Source organism: Achromobacter deleyi, assembly GCF_016127315.1.
In the GTDB taxonomy this organism is placed as follows: domain Bacteria; phylum Pseudomonadota; class Gammaproteobacteria; order Burkholderiales; family Burkholderiaceae_B; genus Achromobacter; species Achromobacter insuavis_A.
Map to the genome: position 1 here is coordinate 6,106,779 of NZ_CP065997.1, position 24,572 is coordinate 6,131,350.

Here is a 24,572-nt window from a genome sequence, read left to right on the forward strand (position 1 = left end):
CAGTCAAGTCAGCACAGTCAGTCCGCCAACAAGATAAGACACTCCCTTGGTTCCTGCCGGGCGGTGCGTGACCTTTTCCTCCCCACTCGCGCGTCTTCCTGCAAAGAGAAAACGGGCGCCGAAGCGCCCGTCCGTCCTGCCTGGATCGTGTCTACCCGTCAGAACCGGTACTGCGCCGTCGCCACCACCGTGCGCGGTTCGCCCACGCGGATCTGGGCGGCGCTGGTGGCGGAGGCGTAATAGGTCTTGTCGGTGATGTTGCGCACCGCCAGGCGCCAGTCCCACTGGCCGGTGCGGTAGCCGACCAGCGCGTCCCAGGTGGCGTAGCCGGGCAGCACCGCCGTGTTGGCGTTGTCGGCGTAGCGCTGGCCGACGAAGGTCAGGCCGGTCTCGCCGTACAGGCCCTCGGCCGGCTTGTAGGTCAGGAACACGCTGCCGTTGCGCCGCGCCACGTTGCTGACGCGGTTGCCGGCGAGGCCGTTGTTGTCCTCGACGATGGAGGCGTTTTGCATGCCGATGCCGCCGCGCAGGTACCAGTTGCCCGTCAGGCGGCCGGCGGCGGTCAGCTCGATGCCGCGCGAACGCTGCTTGCCGGTCAGCAGCACGATGGTCGGATCGACCGGGTCGGTGGTGCGGCGGTTGTAGAGTTCCAGCTGGTACAGCGCCAGGGTGGTGCTCAGGTTCCCGTCGAGCCAGTCGCTCTTGACGCCCACTTCGTACTGGCGGGTCTGCTCCGGATCGACGTCATTGGTGTTGCCGCGCGCGTTCGGCGTAATGCCGATGAGGCTGCCGCCGACCGGCGAGAAGGTCTTGCTGTACGACGCGTAGAACGAGTGGTCGCGCACCGGCGTCCACACCACGCCGGCGCGCGGGCTCAGGCCATGGCTGTCGCGGCGGGCCGAGAGGTCCAGCAAGCGGTTGGTGGAATCGACGCTGAAGCGGTCCATGCGCAGGCCCAGCAGCACCTGCCAGGCATCATCCAGCTTGATCTGGTCCTGCACGTAGTAGCCCTGGCTGCGGGTCTTGTGGCGGGCGGAACTGTTGAGCGCCATGGCGCCGTTGTGCTGTTGGGACAGGTCCGGGTCGTACAGGTCCAGCGACGGCACCGGCTGCGCGCCCGGCCCGCGGGCCAGCGTGGTGTAGAGATCGGGCGTACGGTCCTGGTTGGCCACTTCCACGCCGAACAGCACCCGGTGCTCGATGCTGCCCGTGTGGAACAGGCCCTCGGCTTCCAGGTTGTTGCTGATGCTGCGGGTGGTCAGGTCCTGCTGCCAGCGGGTGCGCGTGACCTTGCCGGTGGCGGCGTTGTAGCCCGTCAGGTAGGTGTTGTCGAACTTGCTGTCGAGCGCGAACACGCCCAGCGTGTAGCGCAGCTGCCAGCCCGGCGCCAGGGCGTAGGCCAGGCGCGAGCGGAACGATTGCGCGCGGTCGTCGATGTAGTCGCGGTCGGGGTCGCCATAGACGGTCGAGCGGCCGACGTCGGCGGGCCGTCCGTTGACGCTGGGGATGCCGCGATCCGGCGTGCGGTCATAGCGGCTGTATTCGTATTGCACCAGCCAGTCCAGGTCGGGCGTGATGCGCCAGTTCAGCGACGGCGCCACCAGCTGGCGGGTGCCGCCGATCTTGTGGCGGAAACTGTTGCTGTCTTCCTGGCCGAGGTTCAGGCGCACGCTGACGTTCTCGCCGGGGTCGGCGCTCAGGTCGCCGTAGAAACTGCGCAGGTCCCAGCTGCCGGCCTTGACCTCGAGCGTGGATTCGCGGCCCGGCTGCGGCGCCTTGCTGACGCGGTTGACGATGCCGCCCTGGCTGCCGCGGCCATACAGCACCGCGGCCGGGCCCTTGAGCACCTCGATGCGCTCGATGTTGTGCAGGTCGCGCACATATTGGCTGTCGTCGCGGATGCCGTCCAGGTAGAAGTCATTGCTGGCGTCGAAGCCGCGGATGCGCAGCGAATCGAAGCGCGTGTCGGCGGCGTTGGTGACGTTGGGAATGCCGGCCAGCGCCTCGCCCAGCGTGCTGATGCCGTAGCTCTGCACGTTCTCGACCTTGATCGTGTCGATGGCCTGCGGCACGTAGCGCGCGGGGGTCTGGGTGCGGGTGGCGGTGGTGACGTCGGGGACCCGCGGATCGTCGGCGTTGGCGCCTTCGACGCTGATGGCGGGCAGATGGGCCGGCTCGGCCTGGAGGGGTACGACGGGGGCCATCAGGGCCAGCGCGGCCCCCAGGGTCAGGGTGCGCGGGACAGGGAAAACGGGCATCGCAAGCTATCTGTAAGTTTTATCGAGCCGCGATAATATCGAGAATGAAACTTATTTGTAAATGAGAATCCTATCATTTACATAGGCCTCGCCTGCGCTGTTGCAACGTCACAACGGCGGGCGCGCGCCAGCCCCTCATTCATCGTTCCGGGCGCCCTGCCCCCCGCCATTCGCATGAGTCGATCATGCCGCTCGCGCGCATCGTTAACCTCGCGAATTTGCGACGGTCCTCGTCCGCATCGGCGAGGCGCGCGTCCTCCATGCGGACGACGACACGACACACAACGCAATGTTTTTCAAACAATCACTCCGATATCCGCACTAGGGAGAACTCTGGCCGATCGGACGAGGTTTGCATGAGCGGAACGAGGCGCCAGCTGTATTAGGCTGGCCCCGCAGTACTTCGACTCACCTTGACCGATTGGACGAAAGCAAATGAATCAACTCATTCATCCGGACTGCCATCCCTTTACCGCCGCAGGCAATATGCAGCAAGTCTCCGCGTTCTATGAAGAAGGACGACGTGTCATGTGGATGATGCTGCGCGCCCAGCCGCGCCCCTGCTTCAATCACGAACTGATCGACGAAATCATGACCCTGGCGCGCGCCGCCAAGGACTCCGGCCTGCCCATCGACTTCTGGGTCACGGGCTCGCTGGTGCCGCAGATCTACAACGTCGGCGGCGACCTCAACTTCTTCGCCGAGGCCATCCGCACGGGCCGCCGCGAGGCGCTGCGCGCCTATGCCCGCGCCTGCGTCGATTGCGTGCACGCCGCCACCCGCGGCTTCGATACCGGCGCCGTGTCGCTGGCCATGATCGAAGGCACCGCGCTCGGCGGCGGCTTCGAGGCGGCGCTGGCGCACCACTTCGTGCTGGCGCAGAACAACGCCCGCATGGGCTTCCCCGAAATGGCCTTCAACCTGTTCCCGGGCATGGGCGGCTATTCACTGGTGGCGCGGCGCTCGGGCATGAAGCTGGCCGAGGAGCTGATCAGCAGCGGCGAATCGCACACCGCCGAATGGTTCCAGGCGCGCGGCCTGGTGGACGTGGTGTTCGAGCCGGGCGACGCCTACAAAGCCACCCGCACCTTCATCGACGTGATGCGGCCCAAGCTCAACGGCATGCGCGCCATGCTGCGGGCGCGCCAGCGCGTGCTGCAGCTGACCCGCTCCGAGCTGATGGACATCACCGAGGACTGGGTCGACGCGGCCTTCTCGATCGACCCGAAGGACCGCGCCTACATGGAACGCCTGGTGATGGCGCAGAACCGGCGCGCGCCGGCCGGCCCCGAGGGCATGATGGACGCGACCATGCATTGAGCGCGGCGGACGCCGGCGGTGTCAGGCGATCAGGTGCAGCCGGCGCCGCTGCGCCAGCCAGGTGGTCAGTTCGGCCGCGGGCATGGGCTTGGCGTACAGGTAGCCCTGCTTGGCGTCCACGCCCAGCGTGTCCAGGAAGGCGGTTTCTTCCTGGGTCTCGACGCCCTCGGCGATCACCTTCAGTTCGAGCGTGCGGGCCACCGCGACGATGGCCCGCGCCAGCGCCTGCGACACCGGGTTCTCGTTGACGCCGCGCACGAAGCTGGCGTCCAGCTTGATCGCGTCCAGCGGGATGCGCGCCAGTTGCGACAGCGACGAATAGCCGGTGCCGAAGTCGTCCAGGTGCACGCGCGCGCCCAGCTGGCGGAACTGCTTCATCAGCTCGATCGCGGCGACCTCGTCCTCGATCAGGCAGCTTTCGGTGAGTTCGATGTCGAGCAGGCAGGGATCCAGGCCGGCATCGTTGACCGCGCGCATGAATTCGCTGACCACGCCCTTGTCGTCCAGTTGCCGCGCCGACATGTTGATGGCGACGCGCAGGTCCAGGCCCTCGCGCTTCCAGGCGGCGGCCTGGCGCGCCGCTTCGCGCATCACCCACACGCCCAGCTGCGAGATCAGGCCGGATTCCTCGGCGTACGGAATGAAGACGCTCGGGCAGATCATGCCGCGCTCGGGCGAGCGCCAGCGCAGCAGCGCCTCGACGCCATCGACCTCGCCGCCGCGGCCGGCCAGCTTGGGCTGGTAGTACAGCATCAGGTGGCCTTCGGCCAGCGCCTTGCGCAGGTTGGTGTCGAGCCAGACGTAGTCGGCGTTGCGCCGGTCCATCTCGGGCTGGAACACGCGGTAGGTATGGCGCCCGGCTTCCTTGGCCACGTACATGGCGATGTCGGCGCTGCGCACCACGCTGTCGAGGTCATCGCCGTGCTCGGGGTACATGGCGATGCCGATGGAGCAGCTGGTGTAGACCTCGATCAGTTCCTGGCGGAACGGTTCGCGCAGGCGCTCGATGATGCGCGCGGCGGTGGCCTCCAGGTGGCAGGCCTCGGCGCCTTCCTGCAGCACCAGGAATTCGTCGCCGCCCAGCCGCGCCAGCGTCTGGCCGGGCGACAGGCAGCTGGAGATCGCCACCGCCACCGATTTCAGCAGGCGGTCGCCGAAGCCGTGGCCGTAGTGGTCGTTGATGCGCTTGAAGTTGTCCAGGTCCAGGAACAGCACGCCGCCGCTGGCGCCCTCGCCTTCGGCCAGCGCCGCCTTCAGGCGCGTGGTGATGGCGTGGCGGTTGGGCAGGTTGGTCAGCACGTCGGTGTTGGCCAGCACCCGCAGGCGTTCCTGCGCCTGGCGTTCCTCGGTGATGTCGGTGCCCGAGCAGATCAGGTAGACGCGCTTCTCGCCGCTGCCGCTGGTGACGAACTTGTTGCGGAACAGGAACAGCCGCGGGCCCTTGACCGTGTTGATCAGGCGCTCGACCTCGTACGACTGTCCGCGCTTGTAGAACTCGGCGATGTTGCGGCGCGAGGCCGCGGCCTCTTCGCGCGTCATGAACATCTCGAACACGCTGCGTCCGACGATGTCCTGCTCGCGCTTGCCGGTGTATTCCTCGCTGACCTTGTTGAAGCGCTGCACGCGGCCGTGCTGGTCGACGATGACGATGACCGAGTTGGCCTCGGACACCACGGTCTCGGCGAACGACAGGCCTTCGACCAGGTCGCGCGCGACCGAGTCGGTGTCGGTGTGGGCCGACGCGGTGCCGGCCCATTCGGTGGGGTTGATCTTGCGGCCGACCAGCCGCAGCTGGATCGGGTCGCCATACAGCACGATGTCGATGCGCAGGCTGGCCGTGATGCCGGTCAGGGCGCGGATGGCCTGCGCCTGGTCAGGCTGCAGCGCCAAGGCAATGTTGGTGGCGCCCTTGACGGCGGCCAGTTCGATCGCGTTGCTGTCGGCCGCCAACCGCCAATAGGGGCTGGACGTACCGAAATGCAGGTACAGGATCGATTTTTCGTCCTGAGTCTCAGTCATTGGAGTCCCCCGCCATCCTAGGAAGGCCTGCGAGAAACATACGGCCTAGTCAGTTCGGGGTCAACCACCCGCGTGAACAGCGTTTTAGCTGTATTGCGGATTATTTCAACAGACTTGGCAACTGTCTCCCGTCACCCCCTACCCACGCTACGAATATTTCGCGGGAGGAATGCAGGCCTCGCGATTGTTGCTCATCTGGCGGCGCAGCATGCAAACAATAACGTCGAAAATTTGTGACCATTTCCTGCATGTGGCGTAAAAGAAGCAACAAGAGGGGACATATGTCCCCTCTTGTTCGCATCGCCTATTCCGGCTTGACGCCGGCTTCGTCGATGACCTTGGTCCAGCGCGCCAGTTCGGCCGACACGCGGGCGCCGGCATCGGCGGGCGTGGTCCACTCGGCGATCGCGCCCTGGTTCAGCAGCGACGCCTTGACGCCCGGCTTGGCCAGGATCTTCTTGAGCTCGCCGTTCAGGCGGTCGATCACCGGCGCCGGCGTGCCGGCCGGCGCGACGATGCCGAACATAGAGCTGACCTCGAAGCCCGGCAGGCCCGCCTCGGCCGCGGTCGGCACGTCCGGCAGCGCCTCGACGCGTTGCGCCGAGGTCACCGCCAGCGCGCGCAGCTTGCCCGCCTTGATGCTGGCCTGGGCCGCCGGCACGGTCTCGATCATGCTGAGCACCTGTCCGCCCATCAGGTCGGTCATGGCCGGGCCGCTGCCCTTGTACGGCACGTGCAGGATGTCCACGCCGGCGGCGCGCTTGAACATTTCGCCGGCCAGGTGCTGCGGCGAGCCGTTGCCCGCCGAGCCCATGGTGATGTAGCCGGGACGCGACTTGGCCAGCGCGATCAGCTGCTTCAGGTCATTGGCCTGCACCGACGGGTTGACCACGAACACCAGCGGCACCGTGCCGACGATGGACACCGGCGCGAAGCTCTTTTCCACGTCGTAGGTGACGCGGCCGCGGTACAGCGCCGCGTTGATCGAGTGGCTGGTCAGCGCGCCCATCAGCAGCGTGTAGCCGTCGGGCTGCGCCTTGGCGACCTGGTCGGCGCCGATGTTGCCGGCGGCGCCGGCGCGGTTCTCGACGATCACCGACTGGCCCAGCGCGCCGGTCAGCTCCTGCGCCAGCACGCGGCCGATCACGTCGGTGGCGCCCCCGGGCGGGTACGGCACGATCAGGCGGATGGGCTTGTCGGGGTACGCGTCGGCGGCCAGGGCCGGCGCGGCGGCGCCGGTACACAAGGCCAACAGGGAAAGCAGCAAGGCGCGGCGGGGCCGCAGACGCAGGTCTGACATGTAGGTCTCCTGCCGGGATGGGTATAGGAATGGAACGGACGCCCGGCTCGTCAACGGCGCCAGTGTAGGAGGCCATTCTTGATTGATGAATCAGAATTTTTCTATCGACTGATCTTTTTTCAAGATCAATAAATATTTCAACGGTAAACCCTTGCATGCCATTTCCAAGGGTGGATATGATCTCGATCCTGGATTATCAATAATATTATCGGGAAGAAAAATGACGGACGAGACCAAGGGCGGCAAGCCCGCCAAGGGCCCCTTCGACAGCGACGGCGAGCGCAGCACCGGCGTGGCGCGCGGGCTCACCAACTACGGCGACACCGGCTTTTCGCTGTTCCTGCGCAAGGCCTTCATCAAGGGCGCCGGCCTGTCCGACGACGCGCTGGCGCGTCCCATCATCGGCATCGTCAACACCGGCAGCAGCTACAACCCGTGCCACGGCAACGCGCCGCAACTGATCGAGGCGGTCAAGCGCGGCGTGATGCTGGCCGGCGGCCTGCCGATGGACTTCCCCACCATCTCGGTGCACGAGAGCTTCTCGCAGCCCACCAGCATGTACCTGCGCAACCTCATGTCGATGGACACCGAGGAAATGATCCGCGCCCAGCCGATGGACGCGGTGGTGCTGATCGGCGGCTGCGACAAGACCGTCCCGGCGCAGCTGATGGGCGCCTCGTCCGCCGGCGTGCCCGCGATCCAGCTGGTGACCGGCTCGATGCTGACCGGCTCGCACCGCGGCGAACGGGTCGGCGCCTGCACCGACTGCCGCCGCTACTGGGGCCGCTACCGCGCCGAGGAGATCGACGCGCCCGAGATCGCCGACGTCAACAACCAGCTGGTGGCCAGCGTCGGCACCTGTTCGGTGATGGGCACCGCCAGCACCATGGCCTGCCTGACCGAGGCGATGGGCATGATGGTGTCGGGCGGCGCGTCCGCCCCCGCCGTCACCGCCGACCGCGTGCGCGTGGCCGAGCGCACCGGCGCCACCGCCGTCGCCATGGCGGCCTCGCGCCTGACGCCCGACCGCATCATCACCGGCAAGTCGATCGAGAACGCCCTGCGCGTGCTGCTGGCGATCGGCGGCTCGACCAACGGCATCGTGCACCTGACCGCCATCGCCGGCCGCCTGGGCATCGGCATCGACCTGGCCGGGCTCGACCGCATGAGCCGCGAGACCCCGGTGCTGGTCGACCTGAAGCCCTCGGGCCAGCACTACATGGAAGACTTCCACCACGCCGGCGGCATGCTGGCCCTGCTGCGCGAGCTGCGCCCGCTGCTGCACCTGGACGCGCTGACGGTGTCGGGCCGCACCCTGGGCGAGGAGCTGGACGACGCCCCCGCGCCGTTCAAGCAGGACGTGATCCGCAGCGTCGCCGCGCCGATCTATCCGGTGGGCGGCCTGGCCGTGCTGCGCGGCAACCTGGCGCCCGGCGGCGCCATCATCAAGCAGTCGGCCGCCAATCCCAAGCTGATGGAGCATGAGGGCCGCGCGGTGGTGTTCGAGGACGCCGAGGACATGGCCCGCCGCATCGACGACGAGGCGCTGGACGTGACCGCCGACGACGTGCTGGTGCTCAAGCGCATCGGCCCCACCGGCGCGCCCGGCATGCCCGAGGCCGGCTACATGCCGATCCCCAAGAAGCTGGCGCGCGCCGGCGTCAAGGACATGGTGCGCATTTCCGACGGCCGCATGAGCGGCACGGCGGCCGGCACCATCGTGCTGCACGTCACGCCCGAGGCCGCGATTGGCGGACCGCTCGCCTACGTGCAAAATGGCGACCGGATCCGCCTGTCGGTGGCGCGGCGCGAAATCGCCCTGCTGATCGACGCGGCCGAGCTGGCGCGCCGCATGGCCGCCGGCCCGGTCGAACGCCCGGCGGCCGACCGCGGCTACCGCAAGCTGTTCCTGCAGACCGTGACCCAGGCCGACCAGGGCGTGGACTTCGACTTCCTGCGCGCCAGCGCCACCCGCGACACCGTGCCCAAGCAATAACCTTCCCGCCACGCCCATGAACGCCATCACCCCCGCCGCCCTCGAACCGCAAGCGCCCGACGCCCTGGCGGCGGCCGTGGCCGCGCTGGAGGAAGACATCGTCTTCGGCCGGCTGCATCCGCGCGAGCGGCTGACCGAGGACGAACTGATGGCGCGCTTCGACATGAAGCGCCACGCGGTGCGCCAGGTGCTGGTGGAGCTGGAGTTGCTGGGCGTGGTCGAGCGCAAGCGCAACGTCGGCGCGGTGGTGCGGGCCTTCTCGGCGCGCGAGGTGCTGGAGCTGTATGCGCTGCGCGAAGTGCTGGAGGTGCACGCCGCCAGCCTGATGCCGCTGCCGGTGCCGCCGGCGCGGCTGGCGGCGCTGACCGCGGTGCAGCGCGAACACGACGCCGCCGTGGCCGAGGGCGACGCGCGCCGCGTGTTCCGCAGCAACCAGCGCTTTCACCGCGAGTTCTTCGGCCTGCTCGACAACGCGGTGCTGGGCCAGGCGATCGAGGAATACGCGCGCCGCACCCACCCGATCCGCTTCGGCTCGCTGGCCGCCGCCAATTACCGCGAACGCGCCCGCCAGGAGCACTGGGCCATGATCCACGCGCTGCGCGATGGCGACCGGACGGCGCTGATGACGCTGTGCCGCGAGCACCTGCTGCCCTCGCGCGACGCCTACCTGGCGTCGGAACAGGCGCGCCGCGGCGCCTGAGCCGCACCGCGCGCGACACCGATACGCCGGGCGCCTGAGCCGGCCGGCATACTGCGCCGCGATTTCCGGACGCCGCCCGCTCGCCTCGATCACCCCCGCCGCGAACTCAACGCGCCTCGTCCGCCAGGTACTGCCGCAGCAGCGCCACCAGCGCCGCGGCCGCCGGCGGCAGGCTGCGGTTGCGCGCCGTCACCAGCCCGATCGAACGCTCGGCCACCGGGCCGGTCAGCGGCCGCTGCACGATGCCGTTCTGCGCCACCGCGCCCGCCGCGATCTCGGGCAGCGCCGCCACCCCGAAACCGCACTCCACCATCGCCACGATGGTGGTCAGGTGTTCGGCCTCGAAGGCCGGCGTGAAGCGGATGCGGTTCTGCAGGAAAGCCCATTCGGTGTACTGGCGCACGCTGCTCGGGTGCACCATCGACACGTGCGCCGCGCTGGCCGTGTCGGCCCAGCGCAGCGGCCCCTTGGCGCGCGCCAGCGGGTGCGCCTCGGGAATCAGCAGCAGGAAGCTGTCGGACATCAAGGGCTGGTAATGCAGGTCGGCGTGCTGCGGGTCGGCGGCGGTCAGGGCGAAGTCCACGTCGCCGGCGCGCACCAGGTCGAAGGCCGGACCCGACAGCGTGTCGCGCACCTTCAGCGCCACCTGCGGGTGCGCCTGGCGGTAGGCCATCAGCACCCGCGGCAGCAGCCGCGCGGCCAGCGACGGCAGCGCCGCCACCGACACCTGGCCGTGCTCGGCGCTGGCGATGCCGCTGACCGCGGCGATGGCGTCGCGAAACGCCACCTGCAGGGCGGCGGCCTGCTGCATGAAGACCTCGCCCGCCGCCGTCAGCCGCACGGTGCGGGTGGTGCGGTCGAACAGCCGCACGCCCAGGGCGTCCTCGATGCGCTGGATTTGCGTCGACAGGGCCGACTGCGACAGGTGCAGCTGCGCCGCCGCCTGGCGGAAGTTGAGGGTGCGGCCCAGCACCAGGGTGGTGTCGATGTCGCGCATCGAAAGATTGATCTGCATGCCGCCGGGCGCCTTGTCCATTGATCCGATTTATCGATCATTCTATCCAAAAAATCTGATTCATCAATCAAACAAGCTTCTCTACACTCGGCGCCCAATACAGACACAGGCGCAGACACAAGCGCAGATGCAACAGCGGTTTCAGAACAAGGAGCAAACCATGCAGACGGACGCGAAGGCCCTGCCCAATCCGGGCGCGGCGCATGCGGTGGTGGTGGGCGGCGGCACCATGGGCGCCGACGTGGCGGTGGTGCTGACGCGCGCCGCCTGCCGCACGACGGTGATCGAGCCGGACGCGGCGCGCGCGGCCGCGCTGCCGGCGCGCGTGGCCGACAATCTCAAGACCATCGGCCGCGAGGCCCAGGTGGCGCAGCTGGCCACGGCGGCCAGCCTGGACCAGGTGGACTGGGCCAGCGTCGACCTGGTGATCGAATGCGTGCCGGAACGGCTCGACATCAAGCAGGCGCTGTTCGCCGAGCTGGTGCGCCACGCGCGGCCCGACGCCGTCCTGGCGAGCAACAGTTCCAGTTTCCCGATCAGCGCCATCGGCCAGGGGCTGGCCACGCGCGAACGCATGCTGGGCCTGCACTTCTTCATGCCGGCGCACCTGGTGCCGCTGGTCGAGGTGGTGATGGCCGAGACCAGCGACGAAGCCCGCGCCGATGCGCTGATCGCCTTCATGCGCCGCTGCGGCAGCGTGCCGGTGAAGGTGCGCCAGGACCTGCCGGGCTTTCTGGCCAACCGCCTGCAGCACGCGCTGTCGCGCGAGGCGTTCAACCTGATCGACCGCGGCATCGCCTCGCCCGAGGACGTGGACGCGGCGGTGCGCTTCGGTTTCGGCTTCCGCTTCCTGGCGGCCGGGCCGGTGATGCAGCGCGACCACGCGGGCATCGACGTGCACGCGGCGGCGGGCGCGACCATGTACCCGACGTTCTGCAATGACGACCACCCGGCGCGCTGCCTGACCGAGCGCGCCGCCGACGGCCGCTACGGCATGAAGGCGGGCGAAGGCTTCTACGCCTGGACGCCGGAGACCATCGCCGCCGAGCGCGCGCGCTATGACCGGCTGCTGCGCGCGGGCCTGGACCTGATCGCGCCGGAATTGCCGGAGATCCAGCCGTGAGCGCCGTGAACATTCCCCGTCCGGCCCTGGCCGAGTCGCCCGTCATCGTGACGGTGGCGCCCAACGGCGCCTACAAGAAGGCCGCCGACCATCCGGCGGTGCCGCTGACGGCCGAGGCCCTGGCGCTGGAGGCCCGCGCCTGCCTGGACGCGGGCGCGGCGATGATGCACATGCACGTGCGCAAGCCGGACGGCAGCCATCTGCTGGACGCGCAGGCGTACCGCGACGCGCTGGCGGCGGTGCGGCGCGCGGTGGGCGACGAGCTGCTGGTGCAGGTGACGAGCGAAGCGGCGGGCGTGTACCAGGCGGCCGAGCAGATGGCGCTGGTGCGCGAGCTGGAACCGGAGGCGGTGTCGATCGGCCTGCGCGAGATCGCGGTGCCGGAGATCGCGGAGGCCGAGCTGGCGGCGTTCCTGGCCTGGGTGGCCGAGCGGCGCATCATGACGCAGATCATCCTGTACGACGAGGGCGACGTGCGGCGCTGGCTGTCGCTGCGGGCGCGGGGGCTGGTGCCGCCGGGCGCATGGTCGGTGCTGTTCGTGCTGGGGCGCTATAGCGTGGGGCAGACGTCGTCGGCCTATGACCTGCTGCCGTTCCTGGCGGCGTATGACCACTCGCTGCCCTGGGCGGTGTGCGCGTTCGGGGCGCAGGAGAATGCCTGCGTGACGACGGCGGCGGCGTTCGGGGGGCATATGCGGGTGGGGTTCGAGAATAATTTGAAGCTGCGGGATGGGGCGGTGGCTTCGGGGAATGGGGAGTTGGTGCGGCAGGCGGTGGAAGGGGCGATTGCTTTGGGGCGGCCGCTGGCGGATGCTGCGCAGGCGCGGCGGATCTATGGGGCGGTTGCCTAACGGCTGGGTTTGCGCTCGATGTGTCGAGGCCTGGTTGCGGGTAGGTGATCCGATCGGCCTGGTCTTTGATTGCACGTCTTTGATTGTCTTTCTTTGATTGCCCGTTTTTGATTGCTCGCTCTGGGCAATTTGCTTGGGCCGCCAGGGGCGTCGGCCCCCCGGCGGGCGCGGCCTCCGGGGGTGGTCCGGCCCGCGGGGGCCGGACTGCCCCGCGCTCATCCTCGTTGGCGCCTGCGGCGCCTGCCTTCGGATTCCGCCGGGCACCCCCTGGACGGCCGCGCCCGCCGGGGGGCCGACGCCCCTGGCTACAGTTCTTGCTGGCCTTGGGGAGCTGGGACGACGAGGGATCCTGGCGTTCTTTTGGCGGGATTTTTTTGCTGGAAGACTTTGTATTGCCCGTCATCGAGGGCCGCCCTGCGCGGCCCTCGATGACTTACACGCTGACTTACACGCTGACTTACACGCTGACTTACACGCTGACTTACACGCTGACTTACACGCTGACTTACGCGGTGGCTTGTTCGGTGACTTGTGCGGTGGCTTGTGCCGGGGTGTTTTTAGGGGGGTGTTTCTTTCTGGGTTGGGTTGCGCAATATATATAAGTACATAGCGGCGGCGCGGGGTTTTGCGCTGTGCTGCAACATTGCGTGTTGAAAAGGCATCTGCTAAAAACTTCGACATCCGCACGTTAAACGCAATACCCCGACTGTCTGGTGAGGTGGTGTGTGTCAAACGAGTCTGATGGCTACACGAAGCCGCAGGAGCTGCGCAGTTTTCTGTTCCTGACGGCGGTCATGGCCCCCGTTCTTACGGTGATCATCGTCGCGGGCTACGGTTTCATTGTCTGGTTCTATCAGTTGTTTGCCGGTCCTCCGGGCAGCTGATGCGTACCGACGGAACCGCCCTCATGTCCGCGCCTCCTTCCCTGCCGGCCGCTGCGCCGGTTTCCCCTGAATTGCATATCGCCAGCCTGGTCGTGCATGCCACGCCGCGTCGGCTGGACGAGGTGCGCCGTGCGGTGCTCGCGATCGCGGGCGCCGAGATCCATGGCGCGTCCGAGACGGGCAAGCTGGTGGTGACGCTGGAAGCCCCCTCCACTGACGACATGATGGCGCGGATCTCGCAGATCCAGCGACTGGATGGCGTGCTGGCATCGGCGCTGGTGTACCAGCACGCCGACACGCTGGCCGCGATGAACGAGGAGATCGACGATGGCAATGGCCCGTAGGGAGTTCATCAAGCAGTCCGCCGCCGCCGCGGCCGCCACGGTGGCGGGGATTCCGGTGGTGGGCTACACGCAGAACATCGTGACCGAGTCGGAGGCCGCCAAGCTCAAGTGGTCCAAGGCGCCCTGTAGGTTCTGCGGGACCGGCTGCGGCGTGAACGTCGCGGTGAAGGACAACCAGGTGGTGGCCACGCACGGCGACTTCAATGCCGAGGTCAACAAGGGGCTGAACTGCGTCAAGGGCTATTTCCTGTCCAAGATCATGTATGGCAACGACCGGCTGACGCAGCCGCTGCTGCGCATGAAGGACGGCAAGTACGCCAAGGATGGCGAGTTCGCGCCGGTGTCGTGGGACCAGGCCTTCGACGTGATGGCCGAGCAGTTCAAGCGCGTGCTCAAGGACAAGGGGCCGGAGGCCGTCGGCATGTTCGGCTCGGGCCAGTGGACGGTGTGGGAAGGCTACGCCGCGCTCAAGCTGATGAAGGCGGGGTTCCGCTCCAACAACCTGGACCCGAACGCGCGCCACTGCATGGCGTCGGCGGCGGTGGGATTCATGCGCACCTTCGGCGCCGACGAGCCGATGGGCTGTTACGACGATATCGAAAACGCCGACGTGTTCGTGCTGTGGGGCTCGAACATGGCGGAGATGCATCCGATCCTGTGGACCCGCGTCACCGACCGGCGGCTGTCGGCGCCCAAGACCAAGGTGGCGGTGCTGTCGACCTTCGAGCACCGCTCGTACGAGCTGGCCGACCTGACGCTGACCTTCACGCCGCAGACCGACCTGGCGATCCTGAACTACATCGCCAACCACATCATCCAGACCAAGCGCGTGAACCGCGAGTTCGTCGACAAGCACACGGTGTTCCGCGAGGGCAATACCGATATCGGCTACGGCCTGCGGCCCGACCACCCGTTGCAGCAGGCGGCCAAAAATGCCGGCGATGCCGGCGGCTCCAAGCCGATGACGTTCGACGAGTTCGCCAGGTTCGTGTCGCGCTACGACCTGGACTACACCGCCAAGCTGACCGGCGTGCCGAAGAAATCGCTGCAGGACCTGGCCGAGCTGTACGCCGACCCCAAGCTGCGGGTGACGTCGTTCTGGACCATGGGCTTCAACCAGCACACGCGCGGGGTGTGGGCCAACAACATGGTCTACAACATCCACCTGCTGACGGGCAAGATCTCGACGCCGGGCAACAGCCCGTTCTCGCTGACCGGGCAGCCCTCGGCCTGTGGCACGGCGCGCGAAGTGGGCACGTTCTCGCACCGGCTGCCGGCCGACCTGGTGGTGACCAATCCCAAGCACCGCGCCCACGCCGAGGACATCTGGCAGTTGCCGGCCGGCACCATCCCCGAGAAGGTCGGCGCGCACGCGGTGCTGCAGAACCGCATGCTGAAAGACGGCAAGATCAACGCCTACTGGGTGATGGTCAACAACAACATGCAGGCGGCCGCCAACCTGATGAACGAGGGGCTGCCGGGCTACCGCAATCCGGACAACTTCATCGTCGTGTCCGACGCCTACCCCACCGTCACCACCATCTCGGCCGACCTGATCCTGCCGGCCGCCATGTGGGTGGAAAAGGAAGGCGCCTACGGCAACGCCGAGCGCCGCACGCAGTTCTGGCACCAGCTGGTCGACGCGCCGGGCCAGGCGCGTTCCGACCTGTGGCAGCTGATGGAGTTCTCCAAGCGCTTCAAGGTCGAGGAAGTCTGGCCGGCCGACCTCCTGGCCAAGAAGCCCGAATACCGCGACAAGACCCTGTTCGACGTGCTGTTCGCCAACGGCAAGGTCAACCGCTATCCCAACACCGAGCGCGACAAGGACTACGCCAACCAGGAGGCCGAGGCCTTCGGCTTCTATGCGCAGAAGGGCCTGTTCGAGGAATACGCCGAGTTCGGCCGCGGCCACGGCCATGACCTGGCGCCGTTCGACACCTACCACGAGGTGCGCGGGCTGCGCTGGCCGGTGGTCAAGGGCAAGGAAACGCTGTGGCGCTACCGCGAGGGCAGCGATCCGTACGTGAAGCCGGGCGCCGGCTTCGAGTTCTACGGCAACCCGGACGGCCGCGCCATCATCTACGCCCTGCCCTACGAGCCGCCGCCAGAGTCGCCGGACAAGGAATACCCGTTCTGGCTGTCGACCGGGCGGGTGCTGGAGCACTGGCATTCCGGCTCGATGACGCGGCGCGTGCCCGAGCTGTACCGGGCCTTTCCCAACGCGGTCTGTTTCATGCACCCCGACGACGCGCAGGCCATGGGCCTGCGGCGCGGGGTCGAGGTCGAGATCATCTCGCGGCGCGGCAGGATGCGCACCCGGCTGGAGACCCGCGGGCGCGACAAGCCGCCGCGCGGGCTGGTGTTCGTGCCGTGGTTCGACGCCGGCCAGCTGATCAACAAGGTCACGCTGGACGCCACCGACCCGATCTCGTTCCAGACCGACTTCAAGAAGTGCGCGGTCAAGATCGTCAAGGTCTGACGCGCGCACCGGAGACAGCCATGAACCGACGCGCTCTCGCTTTCGTATTGTGCGCAGCCTGTAGCATCGCGGCCTGGGCCGCGCCACCGCTCGAGGTGCAGGACCCGATGCGCGGCCCCACGCCCATCGCCGACGAGACCGACCCGCCGCTGATCAGTCCGATCGAGAACAAGGACATCAAGCGGATGCGCACCTATTCGATGCAGCCGCCCACCATCCCGCACAGCATCGACGGCTACCAGATCGACAAGAACTTCAACCGCTGCCTGGCCTGCCACGCCCGCGTCAACACCGAGGAGACCCAGGCGCCGCCGCTGAGCGTGACCCACTACATGGACCGCGACAGCAACGTGCTGGCCGAGGTCTCGCCGCGGCGCTACTTCTGCGTGCAGTGCCACGTGCCGCAGGCCGAGGCCAAGCCGCTGGTGTCCAATACCTACCAGGACATCGACGTGATCCTCAAGCGCCTCTCCGCCCCGGCGTCCGGCAAGAAGTAAGGCACGGGGAACCGCCATGGTCAAACTCATCAAGCGCTACTGGAACATCATCCGCCGGCCCAGCGTGCACTTCAGCCTGGGCTTCCTGACGGTGGGCGGCTTCATCGGCGGCATCCTGTTCTGGGGCGCCTTCAACACCGCCATGGAGTTCACCAACACCGAGAAATTCTGCACCGGCTGCCACGAGATGCGCGACAACGTCTACGCCGAGCTCAAGGGCACCATCCACTTCACCAACCGTTCCGGCGTGCGCGCGCTGTGTTCCGACTGCCACGTGCCGCACAACTGGACCGACAAGATCGCCCGCAAGATGCAGGCGTCCAAGGAGGTCTGGGGCAAGATCTTCGGCACCATCGACACGCGCGAGAAATTCGTCGACAAGCGGCTGGAACTGGCCAGGCACGAGTGGGCCCGCTTCAAGGCCAACGATTCGCTGGAATGCCGCAACTGCCACAACTACGACTACATGGACTTCACGCGCCAGAGCGTGCGCGCGCAGAACATGCATTCGACCTACCTGGCCGACAAGAGCAAGACCTGCATCGACTGCCACAAGGGCATCGCCCACAAGCTGCCCAACATCCCGCCCGGCGAACTGTCGTCGGTGCCCGGCCTGAACGGCCCGGACGGCCCGCATGCGGCCCGTTGAGCCGCCCTTCGCCGCCCTGGCCGGCGCCGCGGCGGACAGCGCCGGGACGGACAGCGACACCGCCACGGCGGACGCCGGCCTGCGCGCGGTCGGCCTGGTCGGCCGGCGCGGCGCGGCGGCCCCGATCGACCTGGCGCTGGCCCCGGGCCAGCTGCTGCGGGTGCGCGGCGCCAACGGCAGCGGCAAGACCAGCCTGCTGCGCATGCTGGCCGGCCTGCTGCGGCCGCTGGCCGGCGGCGTGCAATGGCGCGGCCGCGACATCCGCCGCGACCCGGCCTCCTATCACGCGCGGATGGCTTTCCTGTCGCACGGCAACGGCCTGTGCGGCGAGCTGAGCGCGGCCGACAACCTGCGCTATGCGCTGGCGATAGCCGGCGCGCCCGCCATCGACACCGGGCCGGCCCTGCGCGCCTGGCGTCTGGAAGCCTGCGCCGAGCAGCCGGCGGCGCGGCTGTCGCAGGGCCAGGGCCGGCGGCTGGCGCTGGCGGCCACGGTGCTGGCGGGCAAGCCGCTGTGGCTGCTGGATGAACCCGACGCGGGGCTGGACGCCGCCAGCCTCGACCTGCTGGACCAGGCGCTGGCCGCGCACCTGGCCGGCGGCGGCCTGGCCGTGGTGGCCTCGCACCGCCCACCCGGCCTGGCCTTCGCCGATATGCAAACCCTGGACATGGATGACTACGCCGATGCTGGCAACGCTGTGGCAGTTGGCGCGCCGTGAACTGCGGCTGGCCTGGCGGCGGCCGGCGGAAACGCTGGGCGCGACGCTGTTCTTCGTGGTGGCGGGCTCGCTGTTCCCGCTGGCCATCGGCCCCGACCCGGCGCTGCTGGCCGCCATCGGCCCCGGCGTGCTGTGGGTCTGCGCCCTGCTCGGCATCCTGCTGACGCTGCAACGCCCTTTCGCCCAGGACTACGACAACGGCGCGCTGGAACAGCTGCTGGTGTCGCCGCATCCCCTGCCCGTGCTGGTGGCCACCAAGCTGGCCGCGCACTGGTTCAGCAGCTGCCTGCCGCTGATCCTGGCCAGCCCGGTGCTGGCGCTGCAGTTCGGCCTGACGCCGGGCGCCATCGGCGTGCTGGCGCTGTCGCTGCTGTTGGGCACGCCAACGCTGGCGCTGGTCGGCGGGCTGGGCGCGGCGCTGACGCTGGGCCTGCGCGGCGGCGCGCTGTTGCCGCTGCTGGTGCTGCCGCTGTACGTGCCGGTGCTGATCTTCGGCAGCGGCGCGGTGGCCGCGGTGCATGCCGGCCTGGGCGCCGGCCCGCAATTGTCGTTGCTGGGCGCCGGCCTGTGCCTGGCGTTGCTGCTGTGCCCGTGGAGCGCCTCGGCCGCGCTGCGCGTGGCGTTGGACTGAGGACCGGCCATCATGCATTCGCCTCCGCATCTGACCCTGCTGCCAACCCCGCCCGCGCGCCCCGGCTGGCTGCGCTACGCCGCGCCGCAGCGCTTCTATCCGCTGGCCGGCCGGCTGATCCCGTGGCTGGCGCTGGCCGCGGCGCTGTTCGCCGCCGCCGGCCTCTACGTGGGCCTGGTCAAGGCCCCGGTCGACAGCCAGCAGGGCGAGGTCTACCGCATCCTCTTCATCCACGTGGCGGCGGCCTGGATGTCGATGTTCCTGTACCTGGTGATGGCGCTGTACGCCGCGCTCGGCCTGATATTGCAGACGCGGCTGTCGTTCATGATGATGCGGGCGCTGGCGCCCACCGGCGCGCTGTTCACCTTCCTGACCCTGTGGACCGGCGCGCTGTGGGGCAAGCCGACCTGGGGCGCCTGGTGGGTGTGGGACGCGCGCCTGACCTCGGAACTGATCCTGCTGTTCCTGTACCTGGGCTTCATGGCGCTGCAGGCGGCCAGCGACGATCCGCGCCGCGGCGACCGCGGCGGCGCCATCCTGCTGCTGGCCGGCGTGGTCAATGTGCCCATCATCTATTTCTCGGTGCGCTGGTGGAGCACGCTGCACCAGGGCGCCTCGATCAACCTGACCACCGCGCCCAGCATGGCGCGCGTCATGCTGGCGGCCATGCTGCTGATGGTGGCGGCATTCTGGCTGTACAGCGCGGCCGCGTCGCTGGCGCGGGTGCGCGGCATCATCGCCGAACGCGAACCGGCCTCGACCGAACCGCCCCGGGAGCGCCGATGAGCTGGGACGCGCTGTTCTCGCTGCAGGGCCACGGCCCCTACCTGCTGGGCGCCTATGGCGTGACGCTGGCGCTGATCGCCTGGGAAGCCGGCACGCTGTGGCGGCGGGCGCGGGCGCGCCGCCGCGCCGCCCGCCTGCACGCCGGAGGCGGCCGATGAGTCCGCGCCGGCGCCGCGTGCTGGCGCTGCTGGGCGGCCTGGGCCTGCTGGCCGCGGCCGTCGCGCTGGTGCTCAATGCGCTGCAATCGAACCTGGTGTTCTTCTTCACGCCGACCCAGGTGGCGGCGCGCGAGGCGCCGACCCATGGCAGCTTTCGCGTCGGCGGCCTGGTGCAGGAAGGCTCGGTGCAGCGCGACGGGCTGAAGCTGCGCTTCATCGTCACCGACACCGCGCACGCGGTGCCCGTGACCTACCAGGGCCTGCTGCCCGACCTGTTCCGCGAGGGCAAGGGCGTGGTGGCCGCCGGCAAGCTCGACGCCGACGGCGTGTTCCAGGCCTCCGAAGTGCTGGCCAAGCACGACGAGAACTACATGCCGCCCGAAGCCGCCGACGCGCTCAAGCGGGCCGCGGCCGGCGCCACCGCCAACGCGGCGCGGGCGGACGCGCGATGATCCCGGAAATCGGCCTCTTCAGCCTGATCCTGGCGCTGCTGGCGGCGCTGGTGCAAGGCACGCTGCCGCTGCTCGGCGCCGCCACGGGCTGGCGGCCGGGCATGGCGGTGGCGCGACCCGCCGCCGTGGCGCAGTTCGGCCTGGCCACCGTGGCCATCGGCTGCCTGGCCTGGTCGTTCCTGCAGAACGATTATTCGGTGCTGTACGTGGCCGCCAACTCGCACGCCGACCTGCCCGCCGCCTACCGCTTCGCCGCCGTCTGGGGCGGCCACGAAGGCTCGCTGCTGCTGTGGCTGTACCTGCTGAGCGCCTGGACGCTGGCGGTGGCGCTGCGCAGCGGGCGCCTGCCGCTGGCCTTTCTCGCCCGGGTGCTGGCGGTGATGGGGTGGATCAGCGCCGGCTTCCTGCTGTTCCTGCTGTTCCTGTCCAACCCCTTCGAGCGCCTGATGCCGCCGGCCATGGCCGGCCGCGACCTCAACCCGCTGCTGCAGGACCCCGGCATGATCGTGCACCCGCCCATGCTGTACATGGGCTACGTCGGCTTCTCGGTCGCCTTCGCCTTCGCCATCGCGGCGCTGCTGTCCGGCGAGCTGGACGCGCTGTGGGCGCGCTGGGTGCGGCCCTGGACGCTGGCGGCCTGGACCTTCCTGACCATCGGCATCCTGCTCGGCAGCGCCTGGGCCTATTACGTGCTGGGCTGGGGCGGCTGGTGGTTCTGGGACCCGGTCGAGAACGCCTCCTTCATGCCCTGGCTGGCCGGCACGGCGCTGATCCACTCGCTCATCGTCACCGAACGGCGCGGCGCGTTCCGCAGCTGGACGGTGCTGCTGGCCATCTGCGCGTTCTCGCTCAGCCTGCTGGGGACCTTCCTGGTGCGCTCGGGCGTGCTGACCTCGGTGCATGCCTTCGCCGTCGATCCCGGGCGCGGCCTCTACATCCTGGGCTTCATGACGCTGGTGGTGGGGGGCTCGCTCACGCTCTATGCCTGGCGCGCGCCCAAGGTCGGCCTGGGCGGCGGCTTCGCGCTGCTGTCGCGCGAATCGCTGCTGCTGGCCAACAACGTGGTGTTGACCGTGGCGGCCGCCTCGGTGCTGCTGGGCACGCTGTATCCGGTGGTGCTGGACGTGCTGGACTGGGGCAAGATCTCGATCGGCCCGCCCTACTTCGAGGCCGTCTTCGTGCCGCTGATGACGCCGGCCATCTTCCTGATGGGCGTCGGCCCGGTGGCGCGCTGGAAGCAGGCCAAGGTGCCCGAGCTGGGCCGCCGGCTGCGCATCGCGTTCGGCGTCAGCGTGGCCACGGCGGTGCTGCTGCCGCTGGCCATGCCGGGCCCGGCGCGGCTGGGCTCGCCGCTGGTGATCCTGGGCCTGTGGCTGGCGGCCTGGTCGATCGCCAGCGCGGCGGCGCATGCCTGGCAGCGCCTGACCGACGGCGATGGCCACTGGCCGCGGCGCCTGGGGCGCCAGCCGCGCGCCTGGTACGGCATGCTGCTGGCGCACGCCGGCATCGGCGTCTTCATCGCCGGCGCCACGCTGGCCAACGGCTACGAGGTCAAGCAGGAATTGCGGCTGGACCTGGGCGCGGCGCAGGACGCTGGCGGCTACCGCTTCACCTTCGCCGCGCTGGCGCCGGCCAGCGGCCCCAACTACAGCGCGCAGCGCGCCGAGTTCCGCGTCACCCGCGCCGACGGCCGGCCCGCGACCACGCTGTACCCGGAAAAGCGCCACTACACGGTGCAGGACATGCCGCTGAGCCAGGCCGCGATCGATAGCGGCTTCACCCGCGACCTGTTCGTGGCCCTGGGCGAACCGGCCGGCGGCACGGCCTGGACGGTGCGCATCCAGGTCAAGCCGTTCATGGCGTGGATCTGGTCGGGCTGCCTGCTGATGGCGCTGGGCGGCCTGCTGGCGGCGGGCGACAGGCGCTACCGCCAGGAAGCGGCGCGCGCGCCGCTGCCCCGGTCGCACGCCGACCCCGTGCCGGCCACGCCGCGCGAGGGCTACTGATGCTGCGCTACCTGGTGCCGCTCGCCGTCTTCCTGGCCATGGCCGTGTTCCTGGCCATGGGCCTGTCGCGCGATCCGCGCGCCGTGCCCTCGGCCATGATCGACAAGCCCGCCCCCGCCATCGGCCTGCCGCTGCTGCACGCGCCCGGCGAGCGGCTGGACGTGCGAGCGATGCGCGGCAAGGTCTGGCTGCTGAACGTGTGGGCCTCGTGGTGCGCGCCGTGCCGCGAGGAACTGCCGGTGCTGCGCGAGGTGGCGCGGCGCCACGACGTGCCGCTGTACGGCCTGAACTACAAGGACAAGCCCGAGGATGCCCTGGCCTGGCTGGGCCGCCACGGCGATCCGTACATTGCGTCCGCCAGCGACGTCGACGGCCGCGTCGGCATCGAATACGGCGTGTACGGCGTGCCCGAGACCTTCGTCATCGACGGCGCCGGCCGCATCCGCTACCGCCAGCTGGGCCTGATCACGCCGGAGATCTGGCGCACCCGGCTGCAACCGATGATCGAGGCGTTGCAATGATGGCGCGGTCCCTCCATCCCGCGCCCGCCCCGGCCTGGCGCCCGGCGCAATCGCCGGGCATCCAGGAGGGGCGCGGCGTCCAGCCGCCGCGGCGCCGCCCGGGCCATGGCCTGGCCGCGCCGCTGCTGGCATTGCTGCTGGCGCTGGGGTCGCTGGCGCCCGTCCAGGCCCAGGCCCCGTCGCCCCCGCTGCCGCCCGCGCTGGAGCAACGCGCCGAGCAACTGGCGCACGGCCTGCGCTGCCTGGTGTGCCAGAACCAGTCGCTGGCCGAATCCAACGCGCCGCTGGCGCACGACATGCGCAACCTGATCCGCGGCCAGCTGGCCGAGGGCCGCAGCGACGCCCAGATCATGCGTTTCTTCGAAGACCGCTACGGCGATTTCGTGCGCTACGAACCGCCCTTCAAGCCCGTCACCTGGCTGCTGTGGCTGGGCCCGTTCGCGCTGCTTGTGCTGGGCTTCGTGGTGCTGTGGCGCACCGTCGCGCGGCGGCCCCGCAGCCGGCCGCCGCTGACCGCCGACGAACGCGCCCGCGCGGCGCGCTACCTGGATAGCGGGTCATGACCGCGCTCTGGCTATCCGTACTGGCGCTGTTGCTGGCCACCCTGCTGTGCCTGGTGCCGCCGCTGCTGCGCCGTCCGCCGCCGGCCGAGGACAACGCGGCCGATGCCGGCCTGCGCGCCTTCTACCTGGCGCAGCGCGAGCAGTTGCGGCGCGACCAGCGCGATGGCGCCCTGAGCGCCGACGCGGCCATGCGCGCCGACGAGGAACTGCAACGCGACCTGCTGCAGGACCTGGCCCGGCGCGGCGCGGCAGCGCCGTCGGCCGCGGGCCAGCGCGCCGGCATCGCCGTCGCCTGCCTGTTGAGCCTGGCGGTGCCGCTGGCGGCGGCCCTGCTCTATCAGCACCTGGGCAACCCGCGCGCCGCCGCCACCGTGGCCACGGCCAACGCCGCCGAACCGCACGCCGGCGACGACGGCGACGCCATGGCGCTGGCCATCAACGCGCTGGCCCAGCGTCTGCGTGCCGCGCCGGACGACGCCGACGGCTGGTACACGCTGGCGCGTTCCTATGAAACCCTGGGCCGCTACGACGACGCGGCCGCCGCCTATCGCGAAGTGCTGCGGCTGGCGCCGGCGCAGCCGCAGGTGCTGGCCGACCTGGCCGACGCGCTGCTATCCGCCAACCAAGGCGCGCCGGACGCGGCCTCGATCGCCGCGGTGGCGCAGGCGCTGGCGGCCAACCCCGACCAGCCCAAGGCCCTGGCGCTGGCTGGCATGATGGCCCTGCGGCGCGGCGACGCCGCCCAGGCGCTGGAATACTGGCAACGCCTGCAGGCGCTGCTGCCGCCGGATTCCGAGGCCGCGCGCCAGATCGAATCGAATATCGCCCAGGCGCGCGCGGTCGCATCGGCCGGTGGCGCGCAGCCCGCGACGCCGGGCCAGGCCCAGGCTACGGCGCAATCCTCGCCCCCGCGGACGTCCGCCACCACGCCCCCGCCAGCCCGGCCGCCGCCCCGGGCCGCGTCAGCGGCCAGGCGCGCATCGCGCCCGCCCTGATGGCCCAGGTGCAGCCGACCGACACCGTCTTCATCCTGGCGCGGCCCGCCTCGGGCTCGCGCATGCCGCTGGCCGTGCTGCGGCTGCGCGCCGCCGACCTGCCGCGCGCCTTCACGCTCGACGACAGCAACGCCATGTCGCCGCAGGCCCTGCTGTCCAGCGCCGGCCGGGTGCGCGTCGAAATCCGCGTCAGCCGCTCGGGCACGGCCATGCCGCAAGCCGGCGACCTGGGCGGCACGCCAGTGGAGGTCGACGTGCCGACCAGCGGATTGGAGCTGGTGGCCGACACCGTGCTGCGCTAGCGCGG

The 24,572-nt window shown here is 69.5% G+C and carries 23 protein-coding genes and 1 pseudogene; 20 read left to right on the top strand and 4 right to left on the bottom strand.

All coding sequences use genetic code 11. The features are described from left to right. Window positions 1-158: 158 nt before the first annotated feature. Window positions 159-2,258 (bottom strand): TonB-dependent receptor, encoded by a 2,100-nt coding sequence (locus I6I07_RS27505; protein WP_198484498.1) that lies wholly within the window; start codon window positions 2,256-2,258, stop codon window positions 159-161. A 435-nt stretch (window positions 2,259-2,693) separates the two neighbouring features. Between I6I07_RS27505 and I6I07_RS27510 the strand changes: the two genes are divergently transcribed. Continuing rightward, window positions 2,694-3,578, top strand: a complete 885-nt coding sequence (locus I6I07_RS27510) for a crotonase/enoyl-CoA hydratase family protein (RefSeq protein ID WP_198484499.1) — start codon at window positions 2,694-2,696, stop codon at window positions 3,576-3,578. A gap of 21 nt (window positions 3,579-3,599) precedes the next feature. Here the strand turns inward: I6I07_RS27510 and pdeR are convergent, their stop codons facing one another. Together pdeR and I6I07_RS27520 are read right to left on the bottom strand one after the other, a co-directional pair. Further along, complete coding sequence (pdeR, locus tag I6I07_RS27515; RefSeq protein ID WP_198484500.1) at window positions 3,600-5,597, bottom strand: cyclic di-GMP phosphodiesterase; 1,998 nt, start codon at window positions 5,595-5,597, stop codon at window positions 3,600-3,602. 304 nt (window positions 5,598-5,901) lie between these two features. Further along, a complete protein-coding gene (locus I6I07_RS27520; RefSeq protein WP_198484501.1) occupies window positions 5,902-6,897 on the bottom strand; it encodes a tripartite tricarboxylate transporter substrate binding protein in 996 nt (331 codons plus the stop codon). Between the two features lie 220 nt (window positions 6,898-7,117). Here I6I07_RS27520 and I6I07_RS27525 point away from each other — a divergent pair, with 220 nt between their 5' ends. Both I6I07_RS27525 and I6I07_RS27530 read left to right on the top strand, forming a co-directional pair. After that, complete coding sequence (locus I6I07_RS27525) at window positions 7,118-8,893, top strand: IlvD/Edd family dehydratase (protein ID WP_198484502.1); 1,776 nt, start codon at window positions 7,118-7,120, stop codon at window positions 8,891-8,893. Window positions 8,894-8,909: 16 nt separating this feature from the next. Next, window positions 8,910-9,593 (top strand): GntR family transcriptional regulator, encoded by a 684-nt coding sequence (locus I6I07_RS27530; protein WP_061071659.1) that lies wholly within the window; start codon window positions 8,910-8,912, stop codon window positions 9,591-9,593. Window positions 9,594-9,699: 106 nt separating this feature from the next. Here I6I07_RS27530 and I6I07_RS27535 read toward each other — a convergent pair whose 3' ends face one another. Further along, window positions 9,700-10,608 carry a LysR family transcriptional regulator gene (locus I6I07_RS27535; protein WP_035361366.1) on the bottom strand — a complete coding sequence of 303 codons (909 nt, stop codon included), beginning with the start codon at window positions 10,606-10,608 and terminating at the stop codon, window positions 9,700-9,702. Between the two features lie 160 nt (window positions 10,609-10,768). Between I6I07_RS27535 and I6I07_RS27540 the strand changes: the two genes are divergently transcribed. The 17 genes and pseudogenes from I6I07_RS27540 (at window position 10,769) to ccmI (ending at window position 24,567) form a co-directional block, all read left to right on the top strand. After that, window positions 10,769-11,731, top strand: a complete 963-nt coding sequence (locus I6I07_RS27540) for a 3-hydroxyacyl-CoA dehydrogenase family protein (protein ID WP_198484503.1) — start codon at window positions 10,769-10,771, stop codon at window positions 11,729-11,731. Further along, window positions 11,728-12,582 carry a 3-keto-5-aminohexanoate cleavage protein gene (locus tag I6I07_RS27545; RefSeq protein ID WP_198484504.1) on the top strand — a complete coding sequence of 285 codons (855 nt, stop codon included), beginning with the start codon at window positions 11,728-11,730 and terminating at the stop codon, window positions 12,580-12,582. Before I6I07_RS27540 ends, I6I07_RS27545 begins: the two co-directional genes overlap by 4 nt. Window positions 12,583-12,896: 314 nt before the next feature. Beyond that, window positions 12,897-13,184 carry a hypothetical protein gene (locus I6I07_RS27550; RefSeq protein ID WP_198484505.1) on the top strand — a complete coding sequence of 96 codons (288 nt, stop codon included), beginning with the start codon at window positions 12,897-12,899 and terminating at the stop codon, window positions 13,182-13,184. A gap of 123 nt (window positions 13,185-13,307) precedes the next feature. Continuing rightward, entirely contained in the window at window positions 13,308-13,466 is a 159-nt protein-coding gene (gene napE / locus I6I07_RS27555; protein WP_054432195.1) for a periplasmic nitrate reductase, NapE protein, read from the top strand. 23 nt (window positions 13,467-13,489) lie between these two features. Next, entirely contained in the window at window positions 13,490-13,810 is a 321-nt protein-coding gene (locus I6I07_RS27560; RefSeq protein WP_198484506.1) for a chaperone NapD, read from the top strand. Next, on the top strand, window positions 13,794-16,289 hold the full coding sequence (gene napA / locus I6I07_RS27565) for a periplasmic nitrate reductase subunit alpha (protein ID WP_198484507.1): 2,496 nt from the start codon (window positions 13,794-13,796) through the stop codon (window positions 16,287-16,289). The genes I6I07_RS27560 and napA overlap by 17 nt, the downstream gene beginning before the upstream one ends. Window positions 16,290-16,309: 20 nt before the next feature. After that, window positions 16,310-16,786, top strand: coding sequence for a nitrate reductase cytochrome c-type subunit (locus I6I07_RS27570; RefSeq protein ID WP_035360239.1), 477 nt, complete (start codon window positions 16,310-16,312; stop codon window positions 16,784-16,786). A 16-nt stretch (window positions 16,787-16,802) separates the two neighbouring features. Continuing rightward, window positions 16,803-17,435 (top strand): cytochrome c3 family protein, encoded by a 633-nt coding sequence (locus I6I07_RS27575; RefSeq protein ID WP_054432198.1) that lies wholly within the window; start codon window positions 16,803-16,805, stop codon window positions 17,433-17,435. Continuing rightward, on the top strand, window positions 17,422-18,153 hold the full coding sequence (ccmA, locus tag I6I07_RS27580) for a heme ABC exporter ATP-binding protein CcmA (RefSeq protein WP_232625773.1): 732 nt from the start codon (window positions 17,422-17,424) through the stop codon (window positions 18,151-18,153). The genes I6I07_RS27575 and ccmA overlap by 14 nt, the downstream gene beginning before the upstream one ends. Further along, window positions 18,119-18,784 (top strand): heme exporter protein CcmB, encoded by a 666-nt coding sequence (ccmB, locus tag I6I07_RS27585; protein WP_006394227.1) that lies wholly within the window; start codon window positions 18,119-18,121, stop codon window positions 18,782-18,784. Before ccmA ends, ccmB begins: the two co-directional genes overlap by 35 nt. Before the next feature lie 12 nt (window positions 18,785-18,796). Then, entirely contained in the window at window positions 18,797-19,570 is a 774-nt protein-coding gene (gene ccmC, locus I6I07_RS27590) for a heme ABC transporter permease CcmC (RefSeq protein WP_076411053.1), read from the top strand. Next, window positions 19,567-19,728 (top strand): heme exporter protein CcmD, encoded by a 162-nt coding sequence (ccmD, locus tag I6I07_RS27595; protein ID WP_198484508.1) that lies wholly within the window; start codon window positions 19,567-19,569, stop codon window positions 19,726-19,728. Before ccmC ends, ccmD begins: the two co-directional genes overlap by 4 nt. Beyond that, on the top strand, window positions 19,725-20,180 hold the full coding sequence (gene ccmE / locus I6I07_RS27600) for a cytochrome c maturation protein CcmE (RefSeq protein WP_198484509.1): 456 nt from the start codon (window positions 19,725-19,727) through the stop codon (window positions 20,178-20,180). The genes ccmD and ccmE overlap by 4 nt, the downstream gene beginning before the upstream one ends. Further along, the gene (locus tag I6I07_RS27605; RefSeq protein ID WP_198484510.1) at window positions 20,177-22,186 is read left to right on the top strand and encodes a heme lyase CcmF/NrfE family subunit; all 2,010 of its coding nucleotides are present in this window, start codon (window positions 20,177-20,179) and stop codon (window positions 22,184-22,186) included. The genes ccmE and I6I07_RS27605 overlap by 4 nt, the downstream gene beginning before the upstream one ends. After that, entirely contained in the window at window positions 22,186-22,707 is a 522-nt protein-coding gene (locus tag I6I07_RS27610; RefSeq protein WP_198484511.1) for a DsbE family thiol:disulfide interchange protein, read from the top strand. Before I6I07_RS27605 ends, I6I07_RS27610 begins: the two co-directional genes overlap by 1 nt. After that, on the top strand, window positions 22,707-23,270 hold the full coding sequence (locus I6I07_RS27615) for a cytochrome c-type biogenesis protein (RefSeq protein ID WP_232625776.1): 564 nt from the start codon (window positions 22,707-22,709) through the stop codon (window positions 23,268-23,270). Before I6I07_RS27610 ends, I6I07_RS27615 begins: the two co-directional genes overlap by 1 nt. Next, a pseudogene (gene ccmI / locus I6I07_RS27620) lies at window positions 23,267-24,567 on the top strand (c-type cytochrome biogenesis protein CcmI). The gene I6I07_RS27615 and the pseudogene ccmI overlap by 4 nt, the downstream one beginning before the upstream one ends. The last annotated feature ends 5 nt before the right edge of the window (window positions 24,568-24,572 follow it).